Raw genomic sequence first — 24,140 nt, forward strand, 5'->3', positions numbered from 1 at the left:
CGATTTAGCGGCCCACCCCGCTGAAGGAGATCGATGTCGTTCCCGTCCCCCGTGTTCCGCGGGCCCCTCGCCGAGGCGTTCACGGCGCCCGCTGCGACCGTGCTGCGCGACCCCGATGAGGCGCTCCCCCTCCGCCCGGCGACCGACCGCGACACCTGGGCTCGCGGGGGCATCATCGACGCCCCCGGCATCGAGGCCGTTCGCTCGATCGCGGAGGCCGAGCGGACGACCGCCTGGCCCCACCCCCGCGCGAGCGACGCCGCCCGCGTGCACCGCGACGGCGACCGCACGGCCTGGGAGGACGCCGCCTTCGCCCGCCAGCGCCGGCTGAGCCGCGTCACGGCTCTGGCCGCCGTGACCCTCGACGAGACCTGGATCGACGAGGTCGTCGACGGGGTCGTGATGCTGTGCGAGCAGAGCTCGTGGTGCTGGCCCGCGCACGACGACAGCTTCCGCATGCACGGGTCCGTGCTCGCCACGGTCACCGACCCGTTCGTCGACCTCGGTGCCGGAGAAGCGGTGGCGCAGCTCGCCTGGATCGATCACCTGCTCGCCTCCGCCCTCGACGAGCGTGCCCCGGGCCTGCGCGCCCGCGTGCGGCACGAGGCGCGCACGCGGATCTTCGAGCCGTTCCTGCGACGGCGCGACTGGCACTGGATCGGGCTCGACGGCGACGTGCACAACTGGAATCCGTGGATCCACGGCAACATCGTCGTCGCAGCACTCCGCCTGCTCGACCAGCCCGACGAAGGGGAGGAACGGGCGGCGATCATCGCCCTCGCCGTCGAGGGACTCGACCGCTACGTCGCCTCCCTCCCCGCCGACGGCGCGATCGACGAGGGCTACGCCTACTGGTGGAACGGCGCTTGCCGTGCCCTTGAGGTGCTCGACGTGCTCGCCCACGCGACCGACGGGGCCTGGGACGCCACCGGCATCGGAGCCCTGCGCGAGACCGTGGCCTTTCCGCACCGCAGCCATCTCGGCGGCGACTGGTACGTCAACCACGCCGACGGGCAGGCCCGTCCGCCGGCTGACCAGCCCTGGCACGCCCTGCACCGCGCGGCACGCCGGTTCGGCGACGCGGATGCCGCCGCCCTGGCCGCCTCGCATCGCCTCCCCGCTGCACCGGCGGCGACCGAGCGGGAGGGCCTCGGACGGCTGCTGCGCGGGCTCACCGACCCGGACTGGCTCGCGGCGGCTCCGACCGAGGCGCCTCTCCCCCGCGACGTATGGCTCCCCTCGACCCAGGTCTTCCTCGCCCGCGAGAGCGCGGGAACCCCGCGCGGACTCGCGCTCGTCGCCAAGGGCGGCCACAACGGCGAGCACCACAACCACAACGACGTCGGCTCGTTCGTCATCGCGGTCGACGGCGTGCCGGTGATCGTCGATGCCGGGCGCCCCACCTACACCGCGGCCACCTTCGGCCCCGACCGCTACGACATCTGGACGATGCAGAGCGCGTGGCACAACGTGCCCGTCGTGCGCGGAACGGACCAGCCTCCGGGGGCGGATGCCGCGGCCCGCGACGCCGCAGCCGTGATCGGCGACGACCGCTCGGTCTTCTCCGTCGACCTGGCCGGGGCGTATCCCGACGCCGGGCTCGCCGAGTGGCGACGACGCGCCGAGCTCGACCGCGATGCCGCACGCGTCGAGATCGCCGACGACTGGCGGTTCGACGACGGCGCCTCGACCAGCGATGACACGGTGCTGCACCTCGTCGTCGCCGGCGACGTCGACCTCGATACCGGCGCGGCGCTCGTCCGCCCGATCGCCGACGGCCGCGCCGTCCGCGTGCGGTGGCCCGACGACATCGACGCGCGCGCCGAGGTGCGCGATCTCGACGACCCCCTGCTCACCGAGGTGTGGGGACCGCGACTCACGCGGCTCGCCCTGCCCCTGGCATCCCGCACCACGTTCCGGCTCACGGTAGAACTGGACACACCGACCGAGGACACCCCATGACCGACACCACCCCGCATGCGCCCCTGGCCGCAGAGCGTCGCGACCACATCGTGAGCGCCCTGCGCACCGAGGGAGCCGTGCGCATCTCGCAGCTGACCGAAGACCTCGGTGTGGCCACCGTGACGCTGCGGCGCGACCTCGCCCAGCTCGAGAAGGAGGGGGTGCTGCGCCGCGTGCACGGCGGCGCCGTGCCCGGCGAGACCGCGCCCGCGCGGTCCGCGCACGACGCCGACGGCGCCGACACCGCTGTCGGCTCGATCGCCGTGCTGGTGCCCTCACTGGCCTACTACTGGCCCGGGGTGGTGCGGGGGATGGAAGACGCGGCCGGCCGGCTCGGGTACAAGATGCTGCTGCGCGGCGCCTCGTACGAGCTGCAGGACGAACGCCCCGTGCTCGAGCGCCTCGTGACCGGCGGCGACGTGCGCGGGTTGATCGTCGCGCCCAACACCGACACCGCCCACGCCCGCGATGTCATGGCCTGGCTCGCCGACTGCCCGGTGCCCAGCGTGCTCGTCGAACGCGACGCCGTGCTCGAGCCCGGCGGGACGCCGATGGAGTCGGTCACCACCGATCACGCCCTCGGCGCGCTGTTGGCCGCACGCCACCTCGCCACCCTCGGCCACCGCAAGGTGGGGCTCATCCTGTCGCGCCACTCCCCCACCTCGCGCAAGATCGCGCGCGGCTGGCAGACGGCGTGCGAGGAGCTCGAGCTCACGCCGGCCGATCACTTCGAGCAGACCCTGCCCGACCGCACGAGCCCCGACTTCTCCGCCGTCGTCAACGCCACACTCGACTCGGCGCTCGCGACCGGGGTGACGGCTCTGCTCGTGCACTCCGACCCCGAGGCGATGGCCTTCGTCGACCTGGCCCTGACCCGCGGCATCTCGGTGCCCGACGACCTGTCGATCATCGCGTACGACGACGAGGTGGCGCAGTTGTTCACCCCCGCTCTCACCGCCGTCAGCCCGCCGCGCGCGAGCGTCGGCGAGGCGGCCGTCGAGCTGCTGGCCCGGCGCATCGCCGAGCCCGACCGTCCCGTGCACCGCGTGCAGCTCAGCCCGCGCCTGAACATCCGCGCCTCGACGGCGGCCCCGCGGTCATGACAGGCCCTGCGGCCCACGACTTCTCGCCGTGGACGTTCCCCGGCGCGGCGTCACCCGCCGAACGGCGGCGCCAGGGCGCGCACCTCGACGAGCTGCGCACCGCGCACCCGGGGTGGTCGCTCGGCGACGGGGTGTTCGTGTCGGAGCACGCAGGAGTGGATGCCGACGACCTCACCCTCGGCGACCGCTCGTACATCGCGACGGGGGCGTACCTCACCGGGTCGCTGCGGATCGGTGCCGATTGCTCGATCAACCCGTACACGGTCGTGCGCGGCGACGTGCACCTCGGCGATGCGGTGCGCGTGGGGGCGCACACCTCGATCATCGGGTTCAACCACTCGTTCGAGCCGGGGGTGGAGGTCTTCCGCCAACCGTTGACCTCGCGCGGCGTGCGCATCGGCTCCGACGTCTGGATCGGCTCGCACGTCGTGGTGCTCGACGGCGTCTCGGTCGGCGACCACGCGGTGCTCGCGGCGGGGGCGGTCGTGACGAAGGACGTGCCGGCGGGCGCGATCGTGGGCGGCAATCCGGCCCGGCTGCTGCGGTGGCGCGTGCAGCCGGCATCCGCTGCGCCCTCCCTGCACGACGACCTGCGCCGGTTCGCCGACACCGCGCGCGCCGACCTTCCCGCGATCCTCGCGGCGAGCGCGACCGACGACGGTTTCCGCGATCGCGCGGGCGCCGCCTCGTCACTGCGGGCGCTGTGCGACGCGGTCGAACTGAGCGACCTGCTGACGGCGGAGCCTCCGCCGGGCGGCTCGCGCGACGAATGGGTCGAACGCATCGCGGGGCAGCAGCGACCGCACACGGGATTGATGACGGATGCCGCCTCGCTCTGGGACGACCCCGAGGCGGCCTACGGCGTACTCAGCGCGGGGTACGCCCTCGATCTGCTGGGCGCCGGGTTCCGGCATCCGTTCGTCGACGTCGCCGACGACGCGGCTGCCGTCGTCGCGCGACTCGACGACCTGCCGTGGACCGACGATCCCTGGCGGGCCGGCCATCACGTCGACGCGTTCGGCACCGCCCTGCGGTGGAGCCGCCGGCGCGGCGACCCCGTCGCCCCCGGGACGGCGGAGGCCCTCTTCGGGTGGCTCGCGCTGCGCGCGGATCCCGGCACCGGCATGTGGGGCTCCGCCCGGCCCGACGAGGGACTGCGGCTGGTGGTCAACGGCTTCTACCGCGCCTCGCGCGGGACCCTCGCCCAATTCGGCGTCGCGCCCGCCCACCCCGAAGCCGTCATCGACACCGTGCTGCGCCACGCGCGCGATGACCGGTGGATGCGCCCCGACCGCCGCGACGCGTGCACGGTGCTCGACATCGCCCACCCCCTCTGGCTCACCCGGCAGACGGGGTACCGCCGCGCGGAGGTGCGCGAACTGGCGGGCGAGCTGCTGCGTCACGCGCTCACCGGCTGGCGCGAGGGCGCCGGCGCGGCGTTCCGCCTCGACGCCGACGATCCGGGGCTGCAGGGCACCGAGATGTGGCTCACCATCGTCTGGCACCTCGCCGACCTGCTCGAGGCCTCCGACGCCCTGGGCTTTCGCCCGCGCGGGGTGCACCGGCCCGAGCCGGCACCGCTCTGAGGCCCGCGCGAGGCCCCACGGAACCCGCGTCGTCCGGGGCGTCAGCGCGGGCCGGAGCTCGCGCGCACGACCAGCGAGGTGGGGACGAGGGTGCGGGCGTGCTCGCCGCCGGATCCCTCGATGTCGGCGATCAAAGCGCTCATGGCCTCTTCGCCCACCCGCTCGAAACGCTGACGCACGGTGGTCAGCGGGGGCCAGAAGTTCGCGGCCTCGGGCATGTCGTCGAAACCGACCACGCTGACCTCGCCCGGCACGGCTCGACCCGCCTCGTGCAAGGCGCGGATCGCCCCGAGCGCCATCTGGTCGTTCGCGGCGAACACCGCCGTCACCTCGGGTCGCTGCGCGAGATCAGCGCCGATGCGATGGCCCGACTCCGCGGTCCAGTCGCCGATGAGCACGTCGGGCACGCGGCATCCGCGTGACTCGAGGGCCGCTCGCCAGGCGACGCGACGACGCTCGGCGGCGAACGATTCGAGCGGGCCCGACACGTGCCAGACGCTCTCGTGGCCCAAGTCGAGCAGGTGCTCGGTGGCCAGCCGGGCGCCTTGCGCCTGGTCGTTGTCGACGACCGCGTAGGGATAGTCGGCGCTGGAGTCGACGACCACGACCGGCAACCCCGAGGGGATCGACAGCTCGTTCTCGCCGAGGCGGTGCGTCTCGATGAGGATCACGATGCCGTCGACGGCGTGTTCGCGCAGGCGCAGGAAGGCCCCCGACACGTCGGACTGCGACGCGGAGTGCAGCGTGATGAGCGTGATGGAGTATCCGGATGCCGCGGCCACCGACGCGAGGGCGTCGAGGGTGCGCGTGTTGCCGTATGAGCTGAGCGAGAACATGATCACGCCGATGCTGCGGAAGCGCCCGGAGCGCAGCGCCCGCGCCGCGCTGTTGGGGCGGTAGCCGAGGGTCGCCATCGCATCGAGCACGCGCTGCCGGGTGTCGGGGTCGACGTTGGTGCGACCGTTCGCCACGCGCGAGACCGTCTGGCCCGACACGCCCGCGGCCGCAGCCACATCGGCCATCGACACCTCGCGGCGGCGCCCTCGCGCCGGGATCGCGGGCGACGTCGTCGTCGTCTCGCTCATGCGGGCCCCCTCTGGGATGTTGACGTTGACACCCTAGCGCGAACCTGGTTATGTTTACGTCAACATCCGAGCCACCCCGACTCGGATGCGCACCAACGAAGAGGCACCGGACGATGACGACCACCGCGGCACCCCCGCCCGCCCTGCGCACCCCGAAACGCAAGCGGCGCTCCCGTATCGACGACCGCGGCTGGCTGTTCGTGGCACCGTTCGCGCTCGTATTCGCGCTGGTGTTCCTCGCCCCGCTCGCGTTCTCGATCTACCTCAGCCTGTTCCGCGACCAGCTGATCGGCGGCAACGCCTTCGTCGGCCTCGACAACTACGTCACCGCCCTCGGCGACGAGAAGTTCTGGGACGGCCTGGGGCGCGTGGCGATCTTCCTCGTCGTGCAGGTGCCGGTCATGCTGCTGCTCGCGTTGGCCGCGGCGCTCGCCATCGACAGCGCGCGCCTGCACGCCGCCGGCTTCTACCGCATCGTGATCTTCCTGCCCTACGCCGTGCCCGCCGTCGTGGCGGTGCTGATGTGGGGGTACATCTACGGCGACCAGTTCGGTCTCACCCGCAACCTCAACGACCTGCTCGGCGGCAACGTCGTGCAGCCGTTCGTGCCCGAGTGGATGCTGGTGTCGATCGGCAACATCGTCACCTGGCAGTTCGTCGGCTACAACATGCTGATCTTCTACTCGTCGCTCAAGACGATTCCGAACGAGCTGTACGAAGCGGCATCCATCGACGGTGCCGGAGCGTGGCGCACCATCTTCTCGATCAAGATCCCCGCGGTCCGCGGCGCGATCGTGATCGCGACGATCTTCTCGATCATCGGCAGCTTCCAGCTCTTCAACGAGCCGAACATCCTCAAGCCCCTGGCCCCGAACACGATCTCGACGTTCTTCACGCCGAACATGTACGCGTACAACCTCTCGTTCGCCGGTCAGCAGTACAACTACGCGGCCACGATCGCCATCATCATGGGCATCGTCACGGCCGTCATCGCCTACGTCGTGCAGCTGCGCGGCTCACGTCAGGAGGCGCGATGACCACCGCGACCGCACCCCGCACCGATACCGTCAGCGCGACCGCCCCCGCGGCCCGCCGTCCCCGTGGCTTCGCCCGCAGCTCCACGCCGCGCAGCAAGAAGTCGGTCGTGCTGAGCATCGTGATGGGCCTGTACCTGCTGTACACGCTCGTGCCGCTGGCCTGGCTGCTCATCAACGCCACCAAGACCCAGCCCGACCTGTTCACCACGTTCGGCCTGGGCCCGGGCAACAGCTTCGCCCTGTTCGACAACATCGCCGCGACCCTCACCTACCGCGACGGCATCTTCGTGCGCTGGCTCGGCAACACGCTGCTGTACGTCGTCGTCGGCGCGGGCGGGGCGACCCTGCTGGCCACCCTCGCCGGCTACGGCCTGGCCAAGTACAACTTCCGCGGTCGCAAGGCGGTCTTCGCGGTCGTGCTCGGCGCGATCGCCGTGCCCGGAACCGCGCTGGCGGTGCCGACCTTCCTGCTGTTCAGCCAGCTGGGACTCACCAACACCCCGTGGGCGATCATCATCCCCTCGCTCATCAGCCCGTTCGGGCTCTACCTCATCTGGGTCTACGCCTCGGATGCCATCCCCACCGAACTGCTCGAGGCGGCGCGCATGGACGGCGCGGGTGAGTTCCGCACCTTCTTCACCATCTCGATCCGGCTGCTGACCCCCGGCATCGTCACCGTGCTGCTGTTCGCCGTCGTCGCGACGTGGAACAACTACTTCCTCCCGCTGATCATGCTGAGCGACCCGGCCTGGTACCCGCTGACCGTCGGACTCAACCAGTGGAACGCCCAGGCGACCGGCGTCGGCGCCCAGCCGATCTACAACCTCGTCATCACCGGCGCCCTGCTGTCGATCATCCCGATCGTCGCCGCGTTCCTGGTGCTGCAGCGCTTCTGGCAGTCGGGCCTGAGCGCCGGCAGCGTCAAGCAGTGACCCCCTGACTCCCCTCCCCGCGGCATCCGTTCCGGGTCGCCGCACCTGCACCCGCACCACATCCACAACAACGAAGTAGAGGAATCCGATGACATTCATGCGCAAGGGATCCGCCGCGCGGCGGGCCGTCTTCGCCGTCGCCGCCACCGCCCTGTCGGTGGGCGCGCTCACCGCGTGCTCGGGAGGTGGCGCCGGGGGTGGTGCCGCCGGCTCGGCCGACGACATCGAGAAGGCCCTCGAGGCCGGCGGCGAGATCACGTACTGGTCGTGGACCCCCTCGGCCGAGGCGCAGGTCAAGGCCTTCCAGGAGAAGTACCCCAAGGTCAAGGTCAACCTCGTCAACGCGGGCACCAACACCGACGAGTACACCAAGCTGCAGAACGCCATCAAGGCCGGCTCGGGCGCCCCCGACGTCGTGCAGATCGAGTACTACGCCTTCCCGCAGTTCGCCCTCTCCGACTCGCTGCTCGACCTGTCGTCTTACGGCTTCGGCGACCTCTCGGGCGACTACAGCTCGGGGCCGTGGAACTCGGTGCAGTTCGACGGCAAGATCTACGGCCTCCCGCAGGACTCGGGCCCCATGGCCCTGTTCTACAACAAGGAGGTCTTCGACCAGTTCGGCATCTCCGTGCCCACCACGTGGGACGAGTACTACGCCGCAGCGCAGAAGCTGCACGCCGCCGACCCGTCGAAGTACATCACCTCCGACACCGGCGACTCCGGCTTCGCCACGAGCATGATCTGGCAGGCCGGCGGCACCCCCTTCAAGACCTCCGGCACCGACGTGACCGTCGACCTGCAGGACGAGGGTTCGAAGACCTTCGCCGACAACTGGAACCGTTTCATCGAGGGCGGCCTGCTCGCCGACACCCCCGCGTGGAGCGACGAGTGGTTCAAGGGCCTCGGTGACGGTTCGATCGCGACGCTCATCACGGGCGCGTGGATGCCCGGCTCGCTCGAGGCCTCGGTTCCCGAGGGCTCCGGCAAGTGGGCCGTCGCGCCCATCCCGACCTACGACGGCACGCCCGTCACGGCCGAGAACGGTGGCGGCGGTCAGGCCGTGGTCAAGCAGAGCAAGAACCCCGCTCTCGCGGCCGGCTTCCTGAAGTGGCTGAACAACGACGAAGACAGCATCAAGATCTTCGCGGAGTCGGGCGGCTTCCCCTCCACCACCGCTCAGCTGAGCGACTCGGAGTTCGTCGACCAGGCCTCGGACTACTTCGGCGGACAGAAGATCAACGAGGTGCTCACCCAGGCCTCGAGCGAGGTCCGCGAGGGCTGGAGCTACCTGCCCTTCCAGGTCTACGCGAACAGCATCTTCAGCGACACCGTCGGCCAGGCCTACGCCAACAAGAGCGACTTGAACGCGGGGCTTTCGACCTGGCAGGACCAGCTCGTGCAGTACGGCAACGACCAGGGCTTCTCGGTCAACAAGTAAGTCAGCAGAACACCGGGGCGGGTCGCGTGCACGCATGCGACCCGCCCTTCCCTTCCAGCAGGAGAGACCCGAATGACCTCCCCCACCCGCATCTCGGTCGACCGCACGGCGCTCGGAGCCGAGGTCCCCCGCCGCCTGTTCGGCTCGTTCGTCGAGCACATGGGTCGCTGCGTCTACGACGGCATCCACTCCCCCGAGCACGCCGCCGCCGACGCGAACGGCTTCCGCGCCGACGTGCTCGAGCTCGTGCGCGAGCTCGGCGCGACCGTCGTGCGTTACCCCGGCGGCAACTTCGTCTCGGGCTACCGGTGGGAAGACGGCGTCGGCCCCCGCGACCAGCGCCCCGTGCGCCTCGAGGCGGCGTGGCACAGCACCGAGACGAACCAGGTCGGCCTGCACGAGTTCGCCGAGTGGGCGGATGCCGCGGGGCTCGAGGTCATGGAGGCCGTCAACCTCGGCACCCGCGGTGTGGCCGAGGCCGCCGACCTGCTCGAGTACGCGAACCACCCCTCCGGCACCGCGCTCAGCGACCGTCGCCGTGAGAACGGCCGCGAAGAGCCCTTCGGCATCCGCCTGTGGTGCCTCGGCAACGAGATGGACGGCCCGTGGCAGATCGGCCACAAGACCGCCGACGAGTACGGCCGCCTCGCCGCCGAGACCGCGCGCATGATGCGCTTCCTCGACCCCTCGATCGAGCTGGTCGCCGCGGGCAGTTCGAACCACGAGATGCCGACGTTCGGCGCGTGGGAGCGCAGCGTGCTGCGCCACACGGCGGGTCTCGTCGACCACATCTCGGTGCACGCGTACTACGAGGAAGACCCCTCCGACCCGGCGAGCTTCCTCGCCAGCGGCGCAGCCCTCGACCGCTACATCGGCGAGGTCGCCGACATCATCGACGAGGTCGGCGCGACCACCCCCGATGGCGGCACGATCGGCATCAGCGTCGACGAGTGGAACGTCTGGAACCAGACCCGCTGGAACGAGGTCGACAAGCCGCGCGTGTTCACCGGCGACTGGCCGATCGCCCCGCGCCTCATCGAAGACGACTACACCGTCACCGACGCGGTCGTCGTCGGCTCCCTGCTCATCACGCTCATCCGCCGCTCCGACCGCGTCTCGATGGCGAACCTCGCGCAGCTGGTCAACGTCATCGCGCCGATCCGCACCGAGCCCGGTGGCGGCGCCGCCTGGCGGCAGAGCACGTTCCACCCCTTCGCCCTGACGGCCCCGGCCGCCACCGGTCGGGTCGTGCACCCCCGCGTCGAGGGAGACACGATCGACACCGCCCGCCACGGCACCGTCGACGCGGTCGACGCCGTGGCGACCGTCGACGGCGATGCCGTGTCGGTGTTCCTCGCGCACCGCGCCCTCGACGCGGCGACCCCCGTCGAGCTCGACCTCGGCCGTGTCGCCGACGTCGAGGCGGTCGTGGTCACGATCCCCGAAGGCGGCGACCGCCACACCACCAACTCCGCCGACGGCGAGCCCGTCGCGCCGGCGACCCTCGCGGTCGAGGCCGGCTCCGACGGCATCCTGCGCTTCACCCTCCCCGCCCTCGCCTGGGTGCGCCTGACCGCGCGCCTCATCGACTGACCCGAAAGACACCGTGACGACTTTCTCCATCGGCGAGACCGACTTCCTGCTCGACGGGAAGCCCCACCAGGTCATCTCCGGAACCCTGCACTATTTCCGCATCCACCCCGAGCACTGGGCCGACCGCATCCGCACGGCCAAGGCGATGGGGCTGAACACCATCGAGACCTACGTCGCGTGGAACGCGCATGAGCCGGTCCGCGGCGAGTGGGATGCCACCGGGTGGAACGACCTGGGCCGCTTCCTCGACCTCATCGCCGAAGAGGGCCTGCACGCGATCGTGCGACCCGGCCCCTACATCTGCGCGGAGTGGCACAACGGCGGGCTGCCCGTGTGGCTGACGTCGACGCCGGGCATCGGCATCCGTCGCTCCGAACCGCAGTTCATAAAGGCGGTGTCGGAGTACCTCCGTCGCGTGTACGAGATCGTCGCCCCGCGCCAGATCGACCGCGGCGGCAACGTCGTGCTCGTGCAGATCGAGAACGAATACGGCGCCTACGGCTCCGACAAGGACTACCTGCGCGAGCTCGTGCGGGTGACGAAGGACGCCGGCATCACGGTGCCGCTGACCACCGTCGACCAGCCGATGCCGTGGATGCTCGAGGCCGGGAGCCTGCCCGAACTGCACCTCACCGGCTCGTTCGGCTCACGCAGCGAGGACCGCCTCGCGACCCTCCGAGAGCACCAGAGCACCGGCCCGCTGATGTGCAGCGAGTTCTGGGACGGGTGGTTCGACTGGTGGGGCAGCATCCACCACACGACCGACCCCGCGGCATCCGCCCACGACCTCGACGTGCTGCTCGCCGCGGGCGCCTCGGTGAACATCTACATGGTGCACGGCGGAACGAACTTCGGCACCACGAACGGTGCGAACGACAAGGGCCGCTACGACCCCATCGTCACGTCCTACGACTACGACGCCCCGATCGACGAGTCGGGCCACCCGACGGCGAAGTTCCACGCGTTCCGCGAGGTCATCGCCAAGTACGCGCCCGTGCCCGACCTCGTCCCCGAGCCCCGGCCCGATGCGCCCGTCTTCGAGGTCGCCCTGTCGGGCGAGGGCGAGTGGATGCCGGCAGCCACCGGTCCCGTCTCGCCCGCTCCCGCGACCTTCGAGCAGCTCGCGCACCTCGGGCCCCTCGTGCGCTACGACGTCGACCTGCCCGCGTTCTCGGGCCCCGCGGCGGTGGTGTTCGACGAGGTGCGCGACCTCGCGTGGGTGCACGTCGACGGCACTCCCGTCGGTCGCCTGTCGCGCGCGCTGCACGAGCGTGCGCTGACGATCCCCGCCGGCTCGCGGTTGACGGTGCTCGTGGAGGACCAAGGCCGGGTGAACTACGCCGACCGCCTCGGCGAGGCGAAGGGACTGATCGGCGCAGTCACCCTGAACGGCGAACCGCTCACGGGCTGGACCGCGTCGCCCATCGACCTCGACACCGTCGAAGGCGCCGGCACCGGCTCGATCGGCCGGGCGTTCCTGCGCGGATCGTTCGACCTCGATGCCCCCGCCGACCTGTTCCTCGACACCACGGGGTGGGGCAAGGGCTTCGCCTTCGTCAACGGCTTCTTCCTCGGCCGCTACTGGAACACCGTGCCGCAGAACACGCTCTACGTGCCCGGCCCCGCGACCCGCGCCGGGGCGAACGAGATCGTCGTGCTCGAGCTCGAGCACGCGGTCGAGCCCGTCGCGCGCTTCGTCGCCGCCCCGTCACTCGGGCAGCTCGAGGAGTAACACGTCACGAGAACAGGCGCGTGCGTCGAGAACAGGCCGGTCCCCCGCGGATCGGCCTGTTCTCGTTGCGGCGTCCTGTCCTCGTGACACGGCCCACGCGGAGCACGCCCGAGGAGGAGCAGGATGGAGGCATGACGATGGCCCCCTGGCTCCGCTCGCTCCCCTCCCTCACCGGCACCGCTCCGACTCCGGATGCCGAGCCCCTCCCCGACCAGCCGGAGGAGCTGTTCGAGCGGTGGATCCGGCAGGCCGTCGACGCCGGCGTGGCCGAGGCGCACGGTGCCACTCTCGCGACGGTCGATGCCGACGACATCCCGGACGCCCGCACGCTGATCCTCAAAGACCTCGGACCCGGCGGATGGGCCTTCGCCGGGCCGCGCGCCTCGGCGAAGGCGGCGCAGCTCGCCGCTCATCCCGCGGCGGCGCTGACCTTCTGGTGGCCGGCGGTGCTGCGCTCCGTGCGCGTGCGCGGGCGCGTGGTGGAGGCCTCGGCCGAGGAGTCGGCGGCGGATCTCGCCGCGCGCTCGGCCGCCGCGCGCGACGGCATCGGCCCGGGCGAGTGGGTGCTGTGGCGCCTGGTCGCCGACCGCGTGGAGTTCTGGCAGGGCTCCTCCGACCGCAAGCACCTCCGCACGATCTACCGTCGCACCGACGACGGCTGGCAGCTGACCTCCCCCGAGAGCGAGAACCGATGAGCGACTACGAGATCACCGAGATCGGCGGGCTCGACGCCTGGCGCGACCACTTCGGCGGCTTCGCCCCCGCCCGTTCGCGCGACGGGCGCCGCGTGGTCGACCACGAGCTGACGATGCAGTTCATCGGCATGACCGCGAACGCCCTCGCCCCCGGCGAGGAGGCCGGGTACTGGCACACGCACACCCGCGTCGAGGAGCTGTACGTGTTCCTCGAAGGGCGCGGCCAGATGGGCCTCGACGACGACGTGGTCGACGTCGACCCCGGCAGCGTCGTGCGGGTCGGGCAGGACGTGTGGCGCACCTGGCGCGCGCTGCCCGAGAGCGACGGCGAGCTGCGCTGGCTCTGCATCCGTGCGGGCGGCGAGGCCCTCCCCCACATCCCCGACGACAGCACGCGCGACCCCGAGCGGCCGATGCCCTGGGGCCCTTCGGCGTAGAAGATTCCGGATGCCGCGGCGCGCGGCATCCGGAATCACCCTTCGATCGGGAGCGTCACTCCGTCACGGGCACGGGCTCCGCGGCATCCGGAACCTTCGCCGTGAGCGAGGGGCTCGTGAAGCGCGCCCGCCCGATGACCACGGCGGCGGCGACCATGAGCGCAGCGCCCAGCACGTAGGGCGCGGCGTGGGCCACGTGGGCGTAGAGCAGGCCCGCGACGAGTGGGGCGACGGTTCCGACCGCGGCGTTGAGCGACTGCGCGGCTCCGGCGATCCAGCCCTGCTCGTCGTCGCCGACGGCGTTGGAGAGCAGGCCGTCCATCGTGGCCTGGGCTGCACCCTGGCCCGCCGCGAGCGTCAGGGCACCGACGACGAACAGCCACGGCTGGGCGAGCAGCGACGCGACCCCGGCGAGGGCGACGAGTCCGACCGCCTGGGTGACGATGCCGCTGACCACGACGCCCCGCTCGCCGATGCGCGGCAGCAGGAATCCGAGCAGCACGCCCTGGATCGCGATGTCGATGATGCCGACGCACGCGGTGAGCAGGCCGATCGCGGTGGGGTTCCACGAGATGGCGTCGAGGGCGAGCACGCTGAAGTTGTTGACGAAGAACCCGAACGGCAGCCCCACGAGGATCAGGCCGATCATGATCCCGCGCAGCTCGGGCCGGCGGAACACCCCACGGAACACCGCGAACGGGTGCACGGCCCGCAGGTCGAGCGAGGTGATGCGCTTGGCCGGAGCGAGGCTCTCGGGCAGCAGGAGGATGCTGAGGATCGCGACCGTCAGCGCGAGTCCCGCGGTGACGAAGACGGGCAGGTCGACGTCGATCGCGGCGAGGGTGCCGCCGAGGGCGGGGCCGACCATCGTGCCGATGCCGGCGGTCGCACCGAGCACGCCGAAGCGGCGGGCGCGCTTGTCGGGCGGGGTGATGTCGGCGAGGTAGGCGAAGAGGGCGGGAAGGTCGCCGGCGGTGACGCCCTGCACGATGCGGCCGAGCAGCAGCACCCAGAGCGCCCCGCCGATGCCGAAGAGCAGGAAGCCGAGGGCGGCGCCGAATCCGGCGACGATGATCACCGGTCGGCGACCGAAGCGGTCGGAGATGCGCCCGAGGAAGGGGGCGACGAGGAAGGCGCAGAGCGCGTTGACGGTTTCGAGGATGCCGACCCAGACGGCGAGGTCGGCGGGGTTCGACACGTAGCGGAGCACGACGAAGGGCAGCACGGGCAACACGACGGTCATCCCGGCGGTGGTCAGCGTCGTGATGACGACGAGCATGATCCAGGAGCGGCGACCCTGCTGAGGGGAAGGAGGAAGTGAAGTCACGCCGTAACTGTACTCGTACCAGTTTCGTTGTCAATACAGTTTCCGATCGGTACCGGTAGACTGCCCCACATGAGCACAGACGTGGGTCGCCGAGAGCGCAAGAAGGCCGCCACCCGCAAGGCCATCTCCGACGCCGCGACGATGCTCTTCGTCGAGCGGGGCTTCGACGAGGTCAGCATCCGCGAGGTCGCCGACGCCGCCGACGTGTCGCCGACCACCGTGTTCGCGCACTTCCCGCAGAAGGAGGCGCTCGTCTTCGACGAAGACGATGCCCAGCGCGACCTGCTCGTGGGCGCCGTGCGCGACCGCGCTCCGGGCACCTCGGTGTCGGACGCCCTGCGCGAGCTCTACCGGCGCGAGCTCATCGGCTTGGCCTTCGACCCCACGGGCGATCACCGCCGGCAGTTCATGAAGCTGATCACCGAGACCCCCGCCCTGCACGAGTACGCCTCGCGCATGTGGCTCCGCCACGAAGACGCCCTCGCCCTGGCGATCGCCGAGACGACGGGGCAGAGCGCACCGGATGCCGAGACCCGGGTCTACGCGCGCATGGTGCTGCAGCTGCAGATCCTCGCGTTCGAGCACGACGACGCCGCGGAGACGATCGAGGCGGGCTTCCGCATCCTCGAGCGGGGATGGCGCGAGCCGCGCTGACGCTGGGGCCGGGCGGCGGTTTGGGGCGGATTCCGTCACTCGGGGCGGACCATTCACGCCCCAACCTGCAGATCTCGCCCCAAACCCATCACATCGACCGACGCGCGACAGTACGGCGGTTTGGGGCGGATTCCGTCGCTCGGGGCGGAGAATTCACGCCCCAACCTGCAGATCCTGCCCCAAACCCACCACAGCGACCGGCGCGCGACAGCACGGCGGTTTGGGGCGGATTCCGTCGGTCGGGGCGGAGAATTCACGCCCCAAGCTGCAGATCTCGCCCCGAACCGGGGCATCGCGACCGACGGCGAGAGTGCGCGCCGGCGCCGCTAGACCGAGGCGCGCCAGACGATCGGGGCGTCGAGCAGAATGCCGCCGGCATCGGCCACGCCACCCGACAGCTGCAGCAACACGGCCTCAGCAGCGGCGGCGCCCAGCCCCTCGGCGGGTTGGTCGACCGTGGTGAGCGGCGGGTCGGTGCGCACCGCCCACGCGCTGTCGTCGAAGCCGACCACGCCGACGTCGTCGGGCACGCGTCGCCCGGCCGCGCGAAGGGCCTGCACGGCGCCGGCGGCCACGGCATCCGAGGCGCCGAACACCGCGTCGATGTCGGGCGCGCGCTCGAGCAGGCGCCGCATGCCGACCTCGCCGTCGGCGAAGGCATAGAGCGGCACGGGCTCGACCAGTGACTCGTCGAAGTCTTCGCCGAGTGCGTCGCGGAAGCCCGCCAGTCGGTCGCTGCCGGAGTCGCGGTCGAGGGCGGCGGCGATCATGCCGATGCGGCGACGCCCCGACGCACGCACGCGTGCGGTGATCGCGCGCGCGGCGCCGAGGTTGTCGATGCCGACCCAGGGGCGACGAATGCCGGGAGGGTGGCCCACGTAGGCGACGGGGAGTCCGAGGCGCTCGACCACGTCGGTGATGGGGTCGTGGTGACGCGCGGACACGATGACCGCGCCGTCGACGAAGCCGCCGCTGAGGTAGCGCGCGACCCGCTCGGTGTCGCGATCGGTGTCGATCACGAGGCACACCATTTGGTAATCGGCCTTCGACAGCGCGGTGTTGGCACCGAGCAGGATGCCGCCGATGTTGGGGTCTTCGAGGAAGAGCGAGTGCGGCTCGTGCACGATGAAGCCGACGGCCTGCGTGCGCTGGCGCACGAGCGTGCGGGCGGCGTTGTTAGGCACGTAGCCGACCTCGCGGATGGCCGTCTGGATGGCCTCGCGGGCGTGCTCCGAGACGTAGCCGCCGTTGAGGACGCGGCTGACCGTGCCCCTCGACACCCCGGCGGCACGGGCCACGTCGTGCACGGTGCTGCGCCGGCGCCCGGGCGGAGGAGGCGTCATATCGTCAGCCTATCGGGCGTGCGAGTTGACGATGCACCGCGGTCCGTGTCACTATGTGCACGTTCACACATTAGCGCCCCTGTCTTTCGGCGCGTGACTGTGTGCACGTTCACAGAATCACGCAAAGGAGCGCCTCCCGGATGCTTGCCGTCGACCATCTGGCCCCGCTCGATCGCGAGAGCGATCGTGCGACCGACCCGACCCGCGCGGGCGACCGTCTGGCCGAGCTGACCCGCGAGGGTCTCGTCTTCGGCTGCGACTACAACCCCGAGCAGTGGGACCGCGCCGTCTGGGACGACGACATGCGCCTCATGGTCGAAGCGGGCGTCGGGCTCATCGCGATCAACATCTTCGGCTGGTCGTGGATCAACCCCGCGCACGGCGAGTGGGACTTCGCCGAGCTCGACGAGGTCATGGACCTCGCCCACGCCCACGGCATCCGGGTCAACCTCGGCACCGCGACCGCCTCCCCCGCCCCGTGGGTGACCACGCGGCATCCGGAGATCCTCCCCGTAAGCGTCGACGGCACGCGCCGCTACCCCGGCGGACGTCAGGCCTACTGCCCGAGCTCGCCGATCTTCCGCGGGTACGCCGCCGAGCTCAGCCGTCGCGTGGTCGAGCGCTACGCCGGTCACCCCGCCCTCGCGATGTGGCATGTGTCGAACGAGCTCGGCTGCCACAACGCCCTCTGCTACTGCGACGCCAGCGCCACGGCCTTCCGCGAGTGGCTCGAGGCCCGATACGGCACGATCGCCGCTCTCAACACCGCGTGGGGCACCTCGTTCTGGAGCCAGCGCTACAGCGCGTGGGACCAGATCCTGCCGCCGATGGCCGCGCTCTCGCTGCGCAACCCGGCGCAGCTGCTCGACTTCCAGCGCTTCTCGTCCGACCAGCAGCTCGAGCTGTACCGCGCCGAGGCACGCGTGATCCGCGAACTCAGCACCGCGCCGGTCACGACCAACTTCATGGTGACCGCGCACATCCGTGCGCTCGACTACTTCTCGTGGGCCGGCGAGATGGACGTCATCGCCAACGACCACTACCTCGACCGACGCCTTCCCGAACCCCTCGCCGAGCTGTCGTTCGCGGCCGACCTCACGCGCGGTCTCGCCGACGGCGCCCCCTGGCTGCTGATGGAGACCTCCACCGGCGCCGTCAACTGGCAGCCGCACAACCTCGCCAAGGGCGAAGGCGAGCTGCTGCGCAACGTCGTCTCGCACGTGTCGCGCGGCGCCGACGGCATCTGCTTCTTCCAGTGGCGCGCCTCGGCCCAGGGCGCCGAGAAGTTCCACTCGGCCCTGCTCCCCCACGCCGGCACCGACACCGCCCAGTGGCGGAGCGTGCTCGAGGTGGGACGCACCCTGCGCCGGCTGCAGCCGATCGCCGGAACACGAGTGGCCTCGGATGCCGCCGTGCTCTTCGACTGGGAGAGCTGGTGGTCGATCGAGAACGAGGGTCGCCCGAGTGAAGACCTGCGCTACCTCGACCAGGTGCACGCGGCGCACGCGGCCCTCGCCGCGGCCGGCATCTCGACCGACGTCGTCTCGGCCTCCGCCGACCTGTCGGCCTACCGCCTGGTCGTCGTGCCAGCGCTGCACCTCGTGCGCGACGCCGACGCCGACGCGATCGCGCGCTTCGTCGAAGACGGCGGCACCGCCGTGATCACCTTCGCGAGCGGCATCGTCGACCAGGACGACCGCGTGCGCCTCGGCGGCTACCCCGGCGCGTTCCGCGACCTGCTCGGCATCGTGTCGGAGGAGTTCTCGCCCCTCGGCCCCGGCCAGGTCGTCGCCCTCGACGACGGCACGAGCGGCGCCGTTTGGTCGGAGCGCCTGCGCCCCGTCGACGCCGAGGTCGACGCCCGCTTCGTCGACGGTCCCGCCGCGGGCCTGCCCGCCCGCACCCGCCGCCGGGTGGGCGCCGGGTCCGCCTGGTACCTCGCCACCCTCCCCGCCGCCGCGGCCTACCGCGAGCTGCTGTCGCGGGTCGCCCAGGACGCCGGCATCCGCACCGTCGACGCTCTCCCCGGGGTCGAGATCATCCGCCGTGCGAGCGACGACCGCTCGTTCGTCTTCGTCATCAACCACACCACCGAGTCGGTCGAGATCGCAGCGCACGGGCGCGATGCGATGACCGACGAGGCCGTCGACGGCACCGTCGTCGTCGCCGGCGGTGCCGTCCGCATCATCGAGGAGGCCTCGTGACCACCACCGTTTCCGCCCCGCCGCGCGCCGCGCGCGAGAACGCACCGCGGCCACGACGCCCGCGGGTGCCGTTCAAGAGCGCGATCCTCATCCTGCTCGCCCCGTTCGCGGTGCTGTTCGTGCTGTTCTACGTGCTGCCGATCATCTTCGCGATCGTGCAGTCGCTGCTCGTGGTTCGCCGCGAGGGCACCTTCGGCAAGGCCGAGCTCGTCTTCGGCGGCCTGTCTCAGTACGTGCAGGTGTTCCAGAACGAGGCGTTCTGGTCGTCGATGCTGCGCATGCTCGCCTTCGGCGTCGTGCAGGTGCCGGTCATGCTCGGCCTCGCGCTGACCTTCGCCCTGCTGCTGGACTCGCCGCTGCTCAAGGGCAAGCGCTTCTTCCGCCTGGCGTTCTTCGTGCCCTACGCCGTCCCCGGCGTCATCGCCGCGATCATGTGGGGCTCGCTGTTCTCGCCGAACCTCTCGCCCTTCACCGCGCTGACCAAGAACGTCGACTTCCTCGGAGCCGACCTCGTGCTGTGGTCGATCGCGAACGTCGTGACGTGGGTCTACGTGGGCTACAACATGCTGATCATCTACTCGTCGCTGCTGTCGATCCCCAGCGAGATCTACGAGGCCGCCCGCCTCGACGGTGCCGGGCAGTTCCGCATCGCCTGGTCGATCAAGATCCCCCTCGTGCGACCGGCGATCGTGATGACCGCGATCTTCTCGATCATCGGCACGCTGCAGCTTCTCGCCGAGCCTCAGGTGTTCCGGTCCTTCAGCTCGGCCGTCACCAGCACCTTCACCCCCAACATGACCGTCTACGCCACGGCATCCATCCCCAACGCCAATCTCGCCGCCGCGTTCTCGGTGGTGCTGGCCGTGACCACCTTCGTGCTGTCGTTCGGCTTCATGAAGTGGATGCAGAAGAAGGGCAACGCATGAGCGCCGTCACCACCCCCCGCCCCGCGCGCAGCCCCCGTTCGGGCTCCTCCCGCCCGGCCGGCATCCGCTCGGGCGCCGTGCGCGAACCCCTCGTCTCGCGCACCTCGGCGATGCTCGTCATGGCCGTGTTCACGGTCTACTTCCTGCTGCCGCTGTGGTGGCTTCTGGTGGCCTCGAGCAAAAGCACGGGCGACATCCTCACCACGAACCCGCTGTGGTTCGCCGACATGCGCCTGTTCTCGAACATCGGCGACCTGTTCGCCTACCGCGACGGCATCTTCCTGCGCTGGCTCGGCAACTCCCTGCTGTACGCCGGCCTCGGCGGAGCGGTGGCGACGCTGCTGGCCGCGATGGCGGGCTACGCCCTGGCGAAGTACCGCTTCCCGGGCCGCGAGCTGGTGTTCGACGTCGTGCTCGGCGGCGTGCTGGTGCCGGCGACCGCCCTGGCTCTGCCGCTGTTCCTCATCTTCAGCCAGGTGCAGCTGACCAACACCTTCTGGGCCGTGTTCCTGCCCTCGCTGGTCAGCCCGTTCGGGGTCTACCTCGCGCGCATCTTCGCCGCCTCGTCGGTGCCCGACGAACTGCTCGAGGCCAGCCGCCTCGACGGCGCGGGCGAGATCCGGACGTTCTTCACCGTGAGCCTGCGTCTGATGAGCCCCGCGCTGGTCACGATGTTCCTCTTCCAGTTCGTCGCGATCTGGAACAACTTCTTCCTGCCGCTGATCATGCTGCGCAGCGAAGAGCTGTTCCCCGTGGTCTTCGGCCTGTACGGCTGGAACAACCAGCTCAACCAGATCCCCGAGCTCCGCGGACTCGTACTGATCGGCGCCCTGCTGTCGGTCATCCCCCTCATCGTCATCTTCCTGCTCCTCCAGCGCTTCTGGCGCAACGGTCTCGGGACCGGCGCCCTGAAGTAAACCCTCCGGCGGCTCCGGCCGCCCCTCATCCCGGGCGGAATGGCCCGCCCGGGCACCCAGAGAAAGGCATTCCCATGAAGCACAGAATCCTCGCCGCGACCTCGGGCGTCGCGCTGTCGGCTCTGCTCCTGGCCGGTTGCGCCGGCGGCGGAAGCGGCGACGGCGCCGCGTCCGCAGCCGACTGCGTTCCGGCCGACGGACAGGTCACGCTCGAGTTCACCTCGTGGATCCCCGGTATCGAGAAGGTCGTCGATATGTGGAACGCGGAGAACCCCGACATCCAGGTCAAGGTGCAGACCGGCCCCAACGGCAACAGCGGCACCTACCAGAACTTCTTCAACCAGATCGCGGCCGGCAACGCCCCCGACCTCGGCCAGATCGAGTACGACGCCCTCCCGAACTTCCTCGTGCAGGACGGCATCGAGAACATCGCCGGCTGCGCCGACGTGGTCGCCGCGAAGGACCAGTTCGTGCCGTGGGCCTGGAACCAGGTCGCGCTCGGTCAGGACGACGCCGTCTACGGCATCCCCCAGGACATCGGCCCGATGGCGCTGTTCTACCGCAAGGACCTCTTCGAGAAGAATGGCATCGCGATCCCCACCACGTGGGACGAGTACACCGAGGCCGCGAAGAAGATCCGCGCGCTCGGCGGTTACATCACCAACTTCTCGCAGTCCGACATCAACCAGTTCGCCGGCTTCGTCTGGCAGGCCGGCGGACAGTGGTTCGGCAACGACTCCGAGGGCTGGACCGTCTCGCTGACCGACCCCGCCTCGACCAAGGTCGCCGACTACTGGCAGTCGCTGATCGACCAGGACCTCGTCTCGACCTACCCCGCGTGGACCGACGAGTGGAACAACGCCTACAACTCGAGCCAGGTCTGGACCTGGAACTCCGCCGTGTGGGGTGCCAACTCCATCTCGAGCGGCGCTCCCGACACCGCGGGCGGCTGGGCCGTCTCCGACCTGCCGCAGTGGTCGGCCGGTGAGAACGTCGCGGGCAACTGGGGCGGATCGTCGATCGCCGTGCTCAAGGGCAGCGAGCACCCCTACGAGGCGACGAAGTTCGCCCTGTGGCTGAACACCTCGGAAGAGGCGCTCACCGCGCTGAACGAAGAGGCCAACCTCTACCCGGCCACCACCGAGGGCCTCAAGCTCCCCTCGCTGGCCAACGGTGTGGACTTCTACGGCGGCCAGAAGATCTACGACGTCTTCGCGAAGGCGGCCACCGAGGTGAACCCCGACTTCGTGTGGGGCCCGACCATGACCAAGACCTACGCCGATGTCTCCGACGGCTTCAAGGCAGCGGTCAGCGGCAGCGGCACCCTCGCCGACGCGCTGCAGAAGGGTCAGGACTCGACCATCAGCACGCTCGAGTCGCAGTCGATCCCGGTCAAGAAGTAACAGACTCTCCCCACGAGAGACGCCCGCGGATGCTCCGGCATCCGCGGGCGTTCTTCGTTTCCGGATGCCGCGGGCTGCGGGCGGACGCGGTGGTCAGTCGACCGCCGGCACGGCGAGTCCGAGCGACATCTCTCCGGCGACGGCGGCGAGACGCGCATCGAATGTCGCGAGCGGAACGCGATGGTGCACCGCCGCCGCGAGGACGCACGTGTCGGGCATCTTGACCGCGTGCCGCGCGCGCAGCCGAGCGAGAACGAGCGGTTCGTCGGGACCCATCGGCGCGACGTCCACCCCGAGATCGCGGAGGGCACCCCACAGCTCTTCTTCGCGCCCGACGCGGGCGGCGGCGACCAAAGCCTCCGCCGCGGTCAGGGAGTGCATGAGGAAGGGGCCGGGTTGCTCCGCGAACAGGGTCTTCGCCCGGTCGTGGTGCGCGTCGCCGGGGCTGAACAGGGCGATGACGACACCGGCGTCGAGCACGATCACTCGGGCCAGTCCGCGCGGAGCTCACGAAGATACCCCTCGGGGTAGATCCCCGCGAACCGCTCGACGGCTGCATCCACCGCCCCGCGACGGGTGCGTGCGCGCTGCGCCTGCTCGTCGCGGATCGCCTGGCCGCCCCTCACGACGAGGTGCAGGAGCAGTGCGCTCGGCGACTCGTCGGGCCAGAGCGAACGCGCGATGCGGAGGGCCTCTTCGACGTCGCGCGTGTGCGTCACCTGCGTGCGCAGTCGGGTCGTCGGCATGCGCCGAGTGTACCACCGAGGTGTCCGGTGTACCACCTGGGCGGGTCAGACCGCCGTGCTGCTCTCGCGCACCACCAGCGCCGCGGGCACCGACTCGGCGATCGGCTGCCCGCCCTCGATCGCGGCGATCAGGGCCGCGACCGCGCGACGACCGAGGGCGTCGAAGTCCTGTCGCACAGTGGTCAGCGGCGGGCGGAACTGCGCGGCATCCGCGATGTCGTCGAAGCCGACCACGGCGACGTCGTCGGGCACCCGCCGGCCCGCGTCGGCGAGGGCGCGCAGGGCCCCCAGCGCCATCTGGTCGTTGGCCACGAAGATCGCGGTGGCGCCCGCGAGGGCGGCCGCAGCCGAGTGACCGGATGCCGAGGTCCAGTCGCCCCGGACGGGTGCGGGCACCGTCGCGGCGGCCTCGAGCAGCGCCCCCCGCCATCCGCGCTCGCGCTCCGCCGCGGCGAACGACCCCGCGGGCCCGGCGAGGTGGTGCACCGTGCGATGCCCGAGGCCGAGCAGGTGCGCGGTCGCGGCCCGCGCTCCCCCGGCATGATCGGTCTGCACGATCGAGAAGCGAGCGTCGGGCGGGGAGTCGACGACGACGAGGTGCAGGTCGGCGGGCGGCTCGACGTCGCGCGCGAGCTCGGTCGCCTCGTTGAGCACGACCGCTCCGTCGACACCCTGCGACCGCAGGCGTGCGAAGGCGTCGCGGATGCCGCGTTCGCCGACGGTCACCACGGCGAGGGCGTACTCGCGCTCGGCCGCGGCCTCGGAGATCGCCTGCAGCATGCGCGAGTTGCCGACCGACGCGAGGGTCGACACGACGAGGCCGATCGTGGAGGTCTGCCCGGTGCGCAGGGCGCGCGCGGCCCGGTGCATGCGGTAGCCGAGGTCGGCCATGGCCTTCTCGACGCGCACGCGGGTGGCGGGGTCGACGCGGGGGCTGCCGTTGGCCACGCGTGACACCGTCTGCGCCGAAACCCCGGCCTTTTCGGCCACGTCGGCCATGGATACACGCATTGCGCCCCC

At 71.0% G+C, this 24,140-nt stretch carries 21 protein-coding genes; 15 read left to right on the forward strand and 6 right to left on the reverse strand.

The window, feature by feature from the left end; translation table 11 throughout:
* The first annotated feature begins 33 nt into the window (after positions 1–33).
* The 3 genes from LPW41_RS14665 to LPW41_RS17120 are packed head-to-tail and all read left to right on the forward strand — an operon-like array spanning position 34 to position 4,651.
* Positions 34–1,962, forward strand: coding sequence for a heparinase II/III family protein (locus LPW41_RS14665; RefSeq protein WP_230705252.1), 1,929 nt, complete (start codon positions 34–36; stop codon positions 1,960–1,962).
* The gene (locus LPW41_RS14670) at positions 1,959–3,065 is read left to right on the forward strand and encodes a substrate-binding domain-containing protein (RefSeq protein WP_230705253.1); all 1,107 of its coding nucleotides are present in this window, start codon (positions 1,959–1,961) and stop codon (positions 3,063–3,065) included. Before LPW41_RS14665 ends, LPW41_RS14670 begins: the two co-directional genes overlap by 4 nt.
* Positions 3,062–4,651 carry a DapH/DapD/GlmU-related protein gene (locus tag LPW41_RS17120; RefSeq protein ID WP_154097615.1) on the forward strand — a complete coding sequence of 530 codons (1,590 nt, stop codon included), beginning with the start codon at positions 3,062–3,064 and terminating at the stop codon, positions 4,649–4,651. The genes LPW41_RS14670 and LPW41_RS17120 overlap by 4 nt, the downstream gene beginning before the upstream one ends.
* A gap of 41 nt (positions 4,652–4,692) precedes the next feature.
* On the opposite strand, the gene LPW41_RS14685 is transcribed toward LPW41_RS17120, so the two are convergent.
* On the reverse strand, positions 4,693–5,736 hold the full coding sequence (locus tag LPW41_RS14685; RefSeq protein WP_187358483.1) for a LacI family DNA-binding transcriptional regulator: 1,044 nt from the start codon (positions 5,734–5,736) through the stop codon (positions 4,693–4,695).
* A 113-nt stretch (positions 5,737–5,849) separates the two neighbouring features.
* Here LPW41_RS14685 and LPW41_RS14690 point away from each other — a divergent pair, with 113 nt between their 5' ends.
* The 7 genes from LPW41_RS14690 to LPW41_RS14720 all read left to right on the forward strand — a co-directional run bounded on the left by LPW41_RS14690 (position 5,850) and on the right by LPW41_RS14720 (position 13,600).
* A complete protein-coding gene (locus tag LPW41_RS14690) occupies positions 5,850–6,773 on the forward strand; it encodes a carbohydrate ABC transporter permease (protein ID WP_144834602.1) in 924 nt (307 codons plus the stop codon).
* Positions 6,770–7,705, forward strand: coding sequence for a carbohydrate ABC transporter permease (locus tag LPW41_RS14695; RefSeq protein WP_187358484.1), 936 nt, complete (start codon positions 6,770–6,772; stop codon positions 7,703–7,705). Before LPW41_RS14690 ends, LPW41_RS14695 begins: the two co-directional genes overlap by 4 nt.
* Positions 7,706–7,793: 88 nt before the next feature.
* Positions 7,794–9,143: a sugar ABC transporter substrate-binding protein gene (locus tag LPW41_RS14700; protein ID WP_230705254.1), complete on the forward strand. Its 1,350-nt coding sequence runs from the start codon at positions 7,794–7,796 to the stop codon at positions 9,141–9,143.
* 72 nt (positions 9,144–9,215) lie between these two features.
* A complete protein-coding gene (locus LPW41_RS14705) occupies positions 9,216–10,736 on the forward strand; it encodes an alpha-N-arabinofuranosidase (RefSeq protein ID WP_154097616.1) in 1,521 nt (506 codons plus the stop codon).
* Between the two features lie 13 nt (positions 10,737–10,749).
* Positions 10,750–12,468: a beta-galactosidase gene (locus LPW41_RS14710; protein WP_144834597.1), complete on the forward strand. Its 1,719-nt coding sequence runs from the start codon at positions 10,750–10,752 to the stop codon at positions 12,466–12,468.
* Positions 12,469–12,599: 131 nt separating this feature from the next.
* Positions 12,600–13,163, forward strand: a complete 564-nt coding sequence (locus LPW41_RS14715) for a pyridoxamine 5'-phosphate oxidase family protein (protein WP_144834595.1) — start codon at positions 12,600–12,602, stop codon at positions 13,161–13,163.
* A complete protein-coding gene (locus LPW41_RS14720) occupies positions 13,160–13,600 on the forward strand; it encodes a cupin domain-containing protein (RefSeq protein ID WP_230705255.1) in 441 nt (146 codons plus the stop codon). The genes LPW41_RS14715 and LPW41_RS14720 overlap by 4 nt, the downstream gene beginning before the upstream one ends.
* A 55-nt stretch (positions 13,601–13,655) precedes the next feature.
* Here LPW41_RS14720 and LPW41_RS14725 read toward each other — a convergent pair whose 3' ends face one another.
* Positions 13,656–14,927, reverse strand: a complete 1,272-nt coding sequence (locus LPW41_RS14725) for an MFS transporter (protein ID WP_230705256.1) — start codon at positions 14,925–14,927, stop codon at positions 13,656–13,658.
* Between the two features lie 69 nt (positions 14,928–14,996).
* On the opposite strand from LPW41_RS14725, the gene LPW41_RS14730 reads away from it, so the two are divergent.
* Positions 14,997–15,581, forward strand: coding sequence for a TetR/AcrR family transcriptional regulator (locus tag LPW41_RS14730; RefSeq protein WP_144784378.1), 585 nt, complete (start codon positions 14,997–14,999; stop codon positions 15,579–15,581).
* Between the two features lie 326 nt (positions 15,582–15,907).
* On the opposite strand, the gene LPW41_RS14735 is transcribed toward LPW41_RS14730, so the two are convergent.
* Complete coding sequence (locus tag LPW41_RS14735) at positions 15,908–16,924, reverse strand: LacI family DNA-binding transcriptional regulator (RefSeq protein ID WP_230705257.1); 1,017 nt, start codon at positions 16,922–16,924, stop codon at positions 15,908–15,910.
* A gap of 140 nt (positions 16,925–17,064) precedes the next feature.
* On the opposite strand from LPW41_RS14735, the gene LPW41_RS14740 reads away from it, so the two are divergent.
* From LPW41_RS14740 to LPW41_RS14755, 4 genes are all read left to right on the forward strand, one after another.
* The gene (locus LPW41_RS14740; protein WP_230705258.1) at positions 17,065–19,128 is read left to right on the forward strand and encodes a beta-galactosidase; all 2,064 of its coding nucleotides are present in this window, start codon (positions 17,065–17,067) and stop codon (positions 19,126–19,128) included.
* Positions 19,125–20,054, forward strand: a complete 930-nt coding sequence (locus LPW41_RS14745) for a carbohydrate ABC transporter permease (RefSeq protein WP_154097622.1) — start codon at positions 19,125–19,127, stop codon at positions 20,052–20,054. Before LPW41_RS14740 ends, LPW41_RS14745 begins: the two co-directional genes overlap by 4 nt.
* The gene (locus tag LPW41_RS14750; protein ID WP_222123939.1) at positions 20,051–20,971 is read left to right on the forward strand and encodes a carbohydrate ABC transporter permease; all 921 of its coding nucleotides are present in this window, start codon (positions 20,051–20,053) and stop codon (positions 20,969–20,971) included. Before LPW41_RS14745 ends, LPW41_RS14750 begins: the two co-directional genes overlap by 4 nt.
* A 74-nt stretch (positions 20,972–21,045) precedes the next feature.
* Positions 21,046–22,374, forward strand: a complete 1,329-nt coding sequence (locus tag LPW41_RS14755) for an ABC transporter substrate-binding protein (RefSeq protein WP_230705259.1) — start codon at positions 21,046–21,048, stop codon at positions 22,372–22,374.
* A 93-nt stretch (positions 22,375–22,467) separates the two neighbouring features.
* On the opposite strand, the gene LPW41_RS14760 is transcribed toward LPW41_RS14755, so the two are convergent.
* From LPW41_RS14760 to LPW41_RS14770, 3 genes are read right to left on the reverse strand one after another with little or no spacing between them, the layout of a single operon-like run.
* Positions 22,468–22,860 (reverse strand): PIN domain-containing protein, encoded by a 393-nt coding sequence (locus tag LPW41_RS14760; RefSeq protein WP_230705260.1) that lies wholly within the window; start codon positions 22,858–22,860, stop codon positions 22,468–22,470.
* Positions 22,857–23,120, reverse strand: coding sequence for a hypothetical protein (locus LPW41_RS14765; protein WP_230705261.1), 264 nt, complete (start codon positions 23,118–23,120; stop codon positions 22,857–22,859). The genes LPW41_RS14760 and LPW41_RS14765 overlap by 4 nt, the downstream gene beginning before the upstream one ends.
* Before the next feature lie 45 nt (positions 23,121–23,165).
* A complete protein-coding gene (locus tag LPW41_RS14770; protein ID WP_144834580.1) occupies positions 23,166–24,131 on the reverse strand; it encodes a LacI family DNA-binding transcriptional regulator in 966 nt (321 codons plus the stop codon).
* Between the last annotated feature and the right edge of the window lie 9 nt (positions 24,132–24,140).

The organism is Microbacterium sp. JC 701 (assembly GCF_021026215.1).
Lineage (GTDB): Bacteria > Actinomycetota > Actinomycetes > Actinomycetales > Microbacteriaceae > Microbacterium > Microbacterium algihabitans.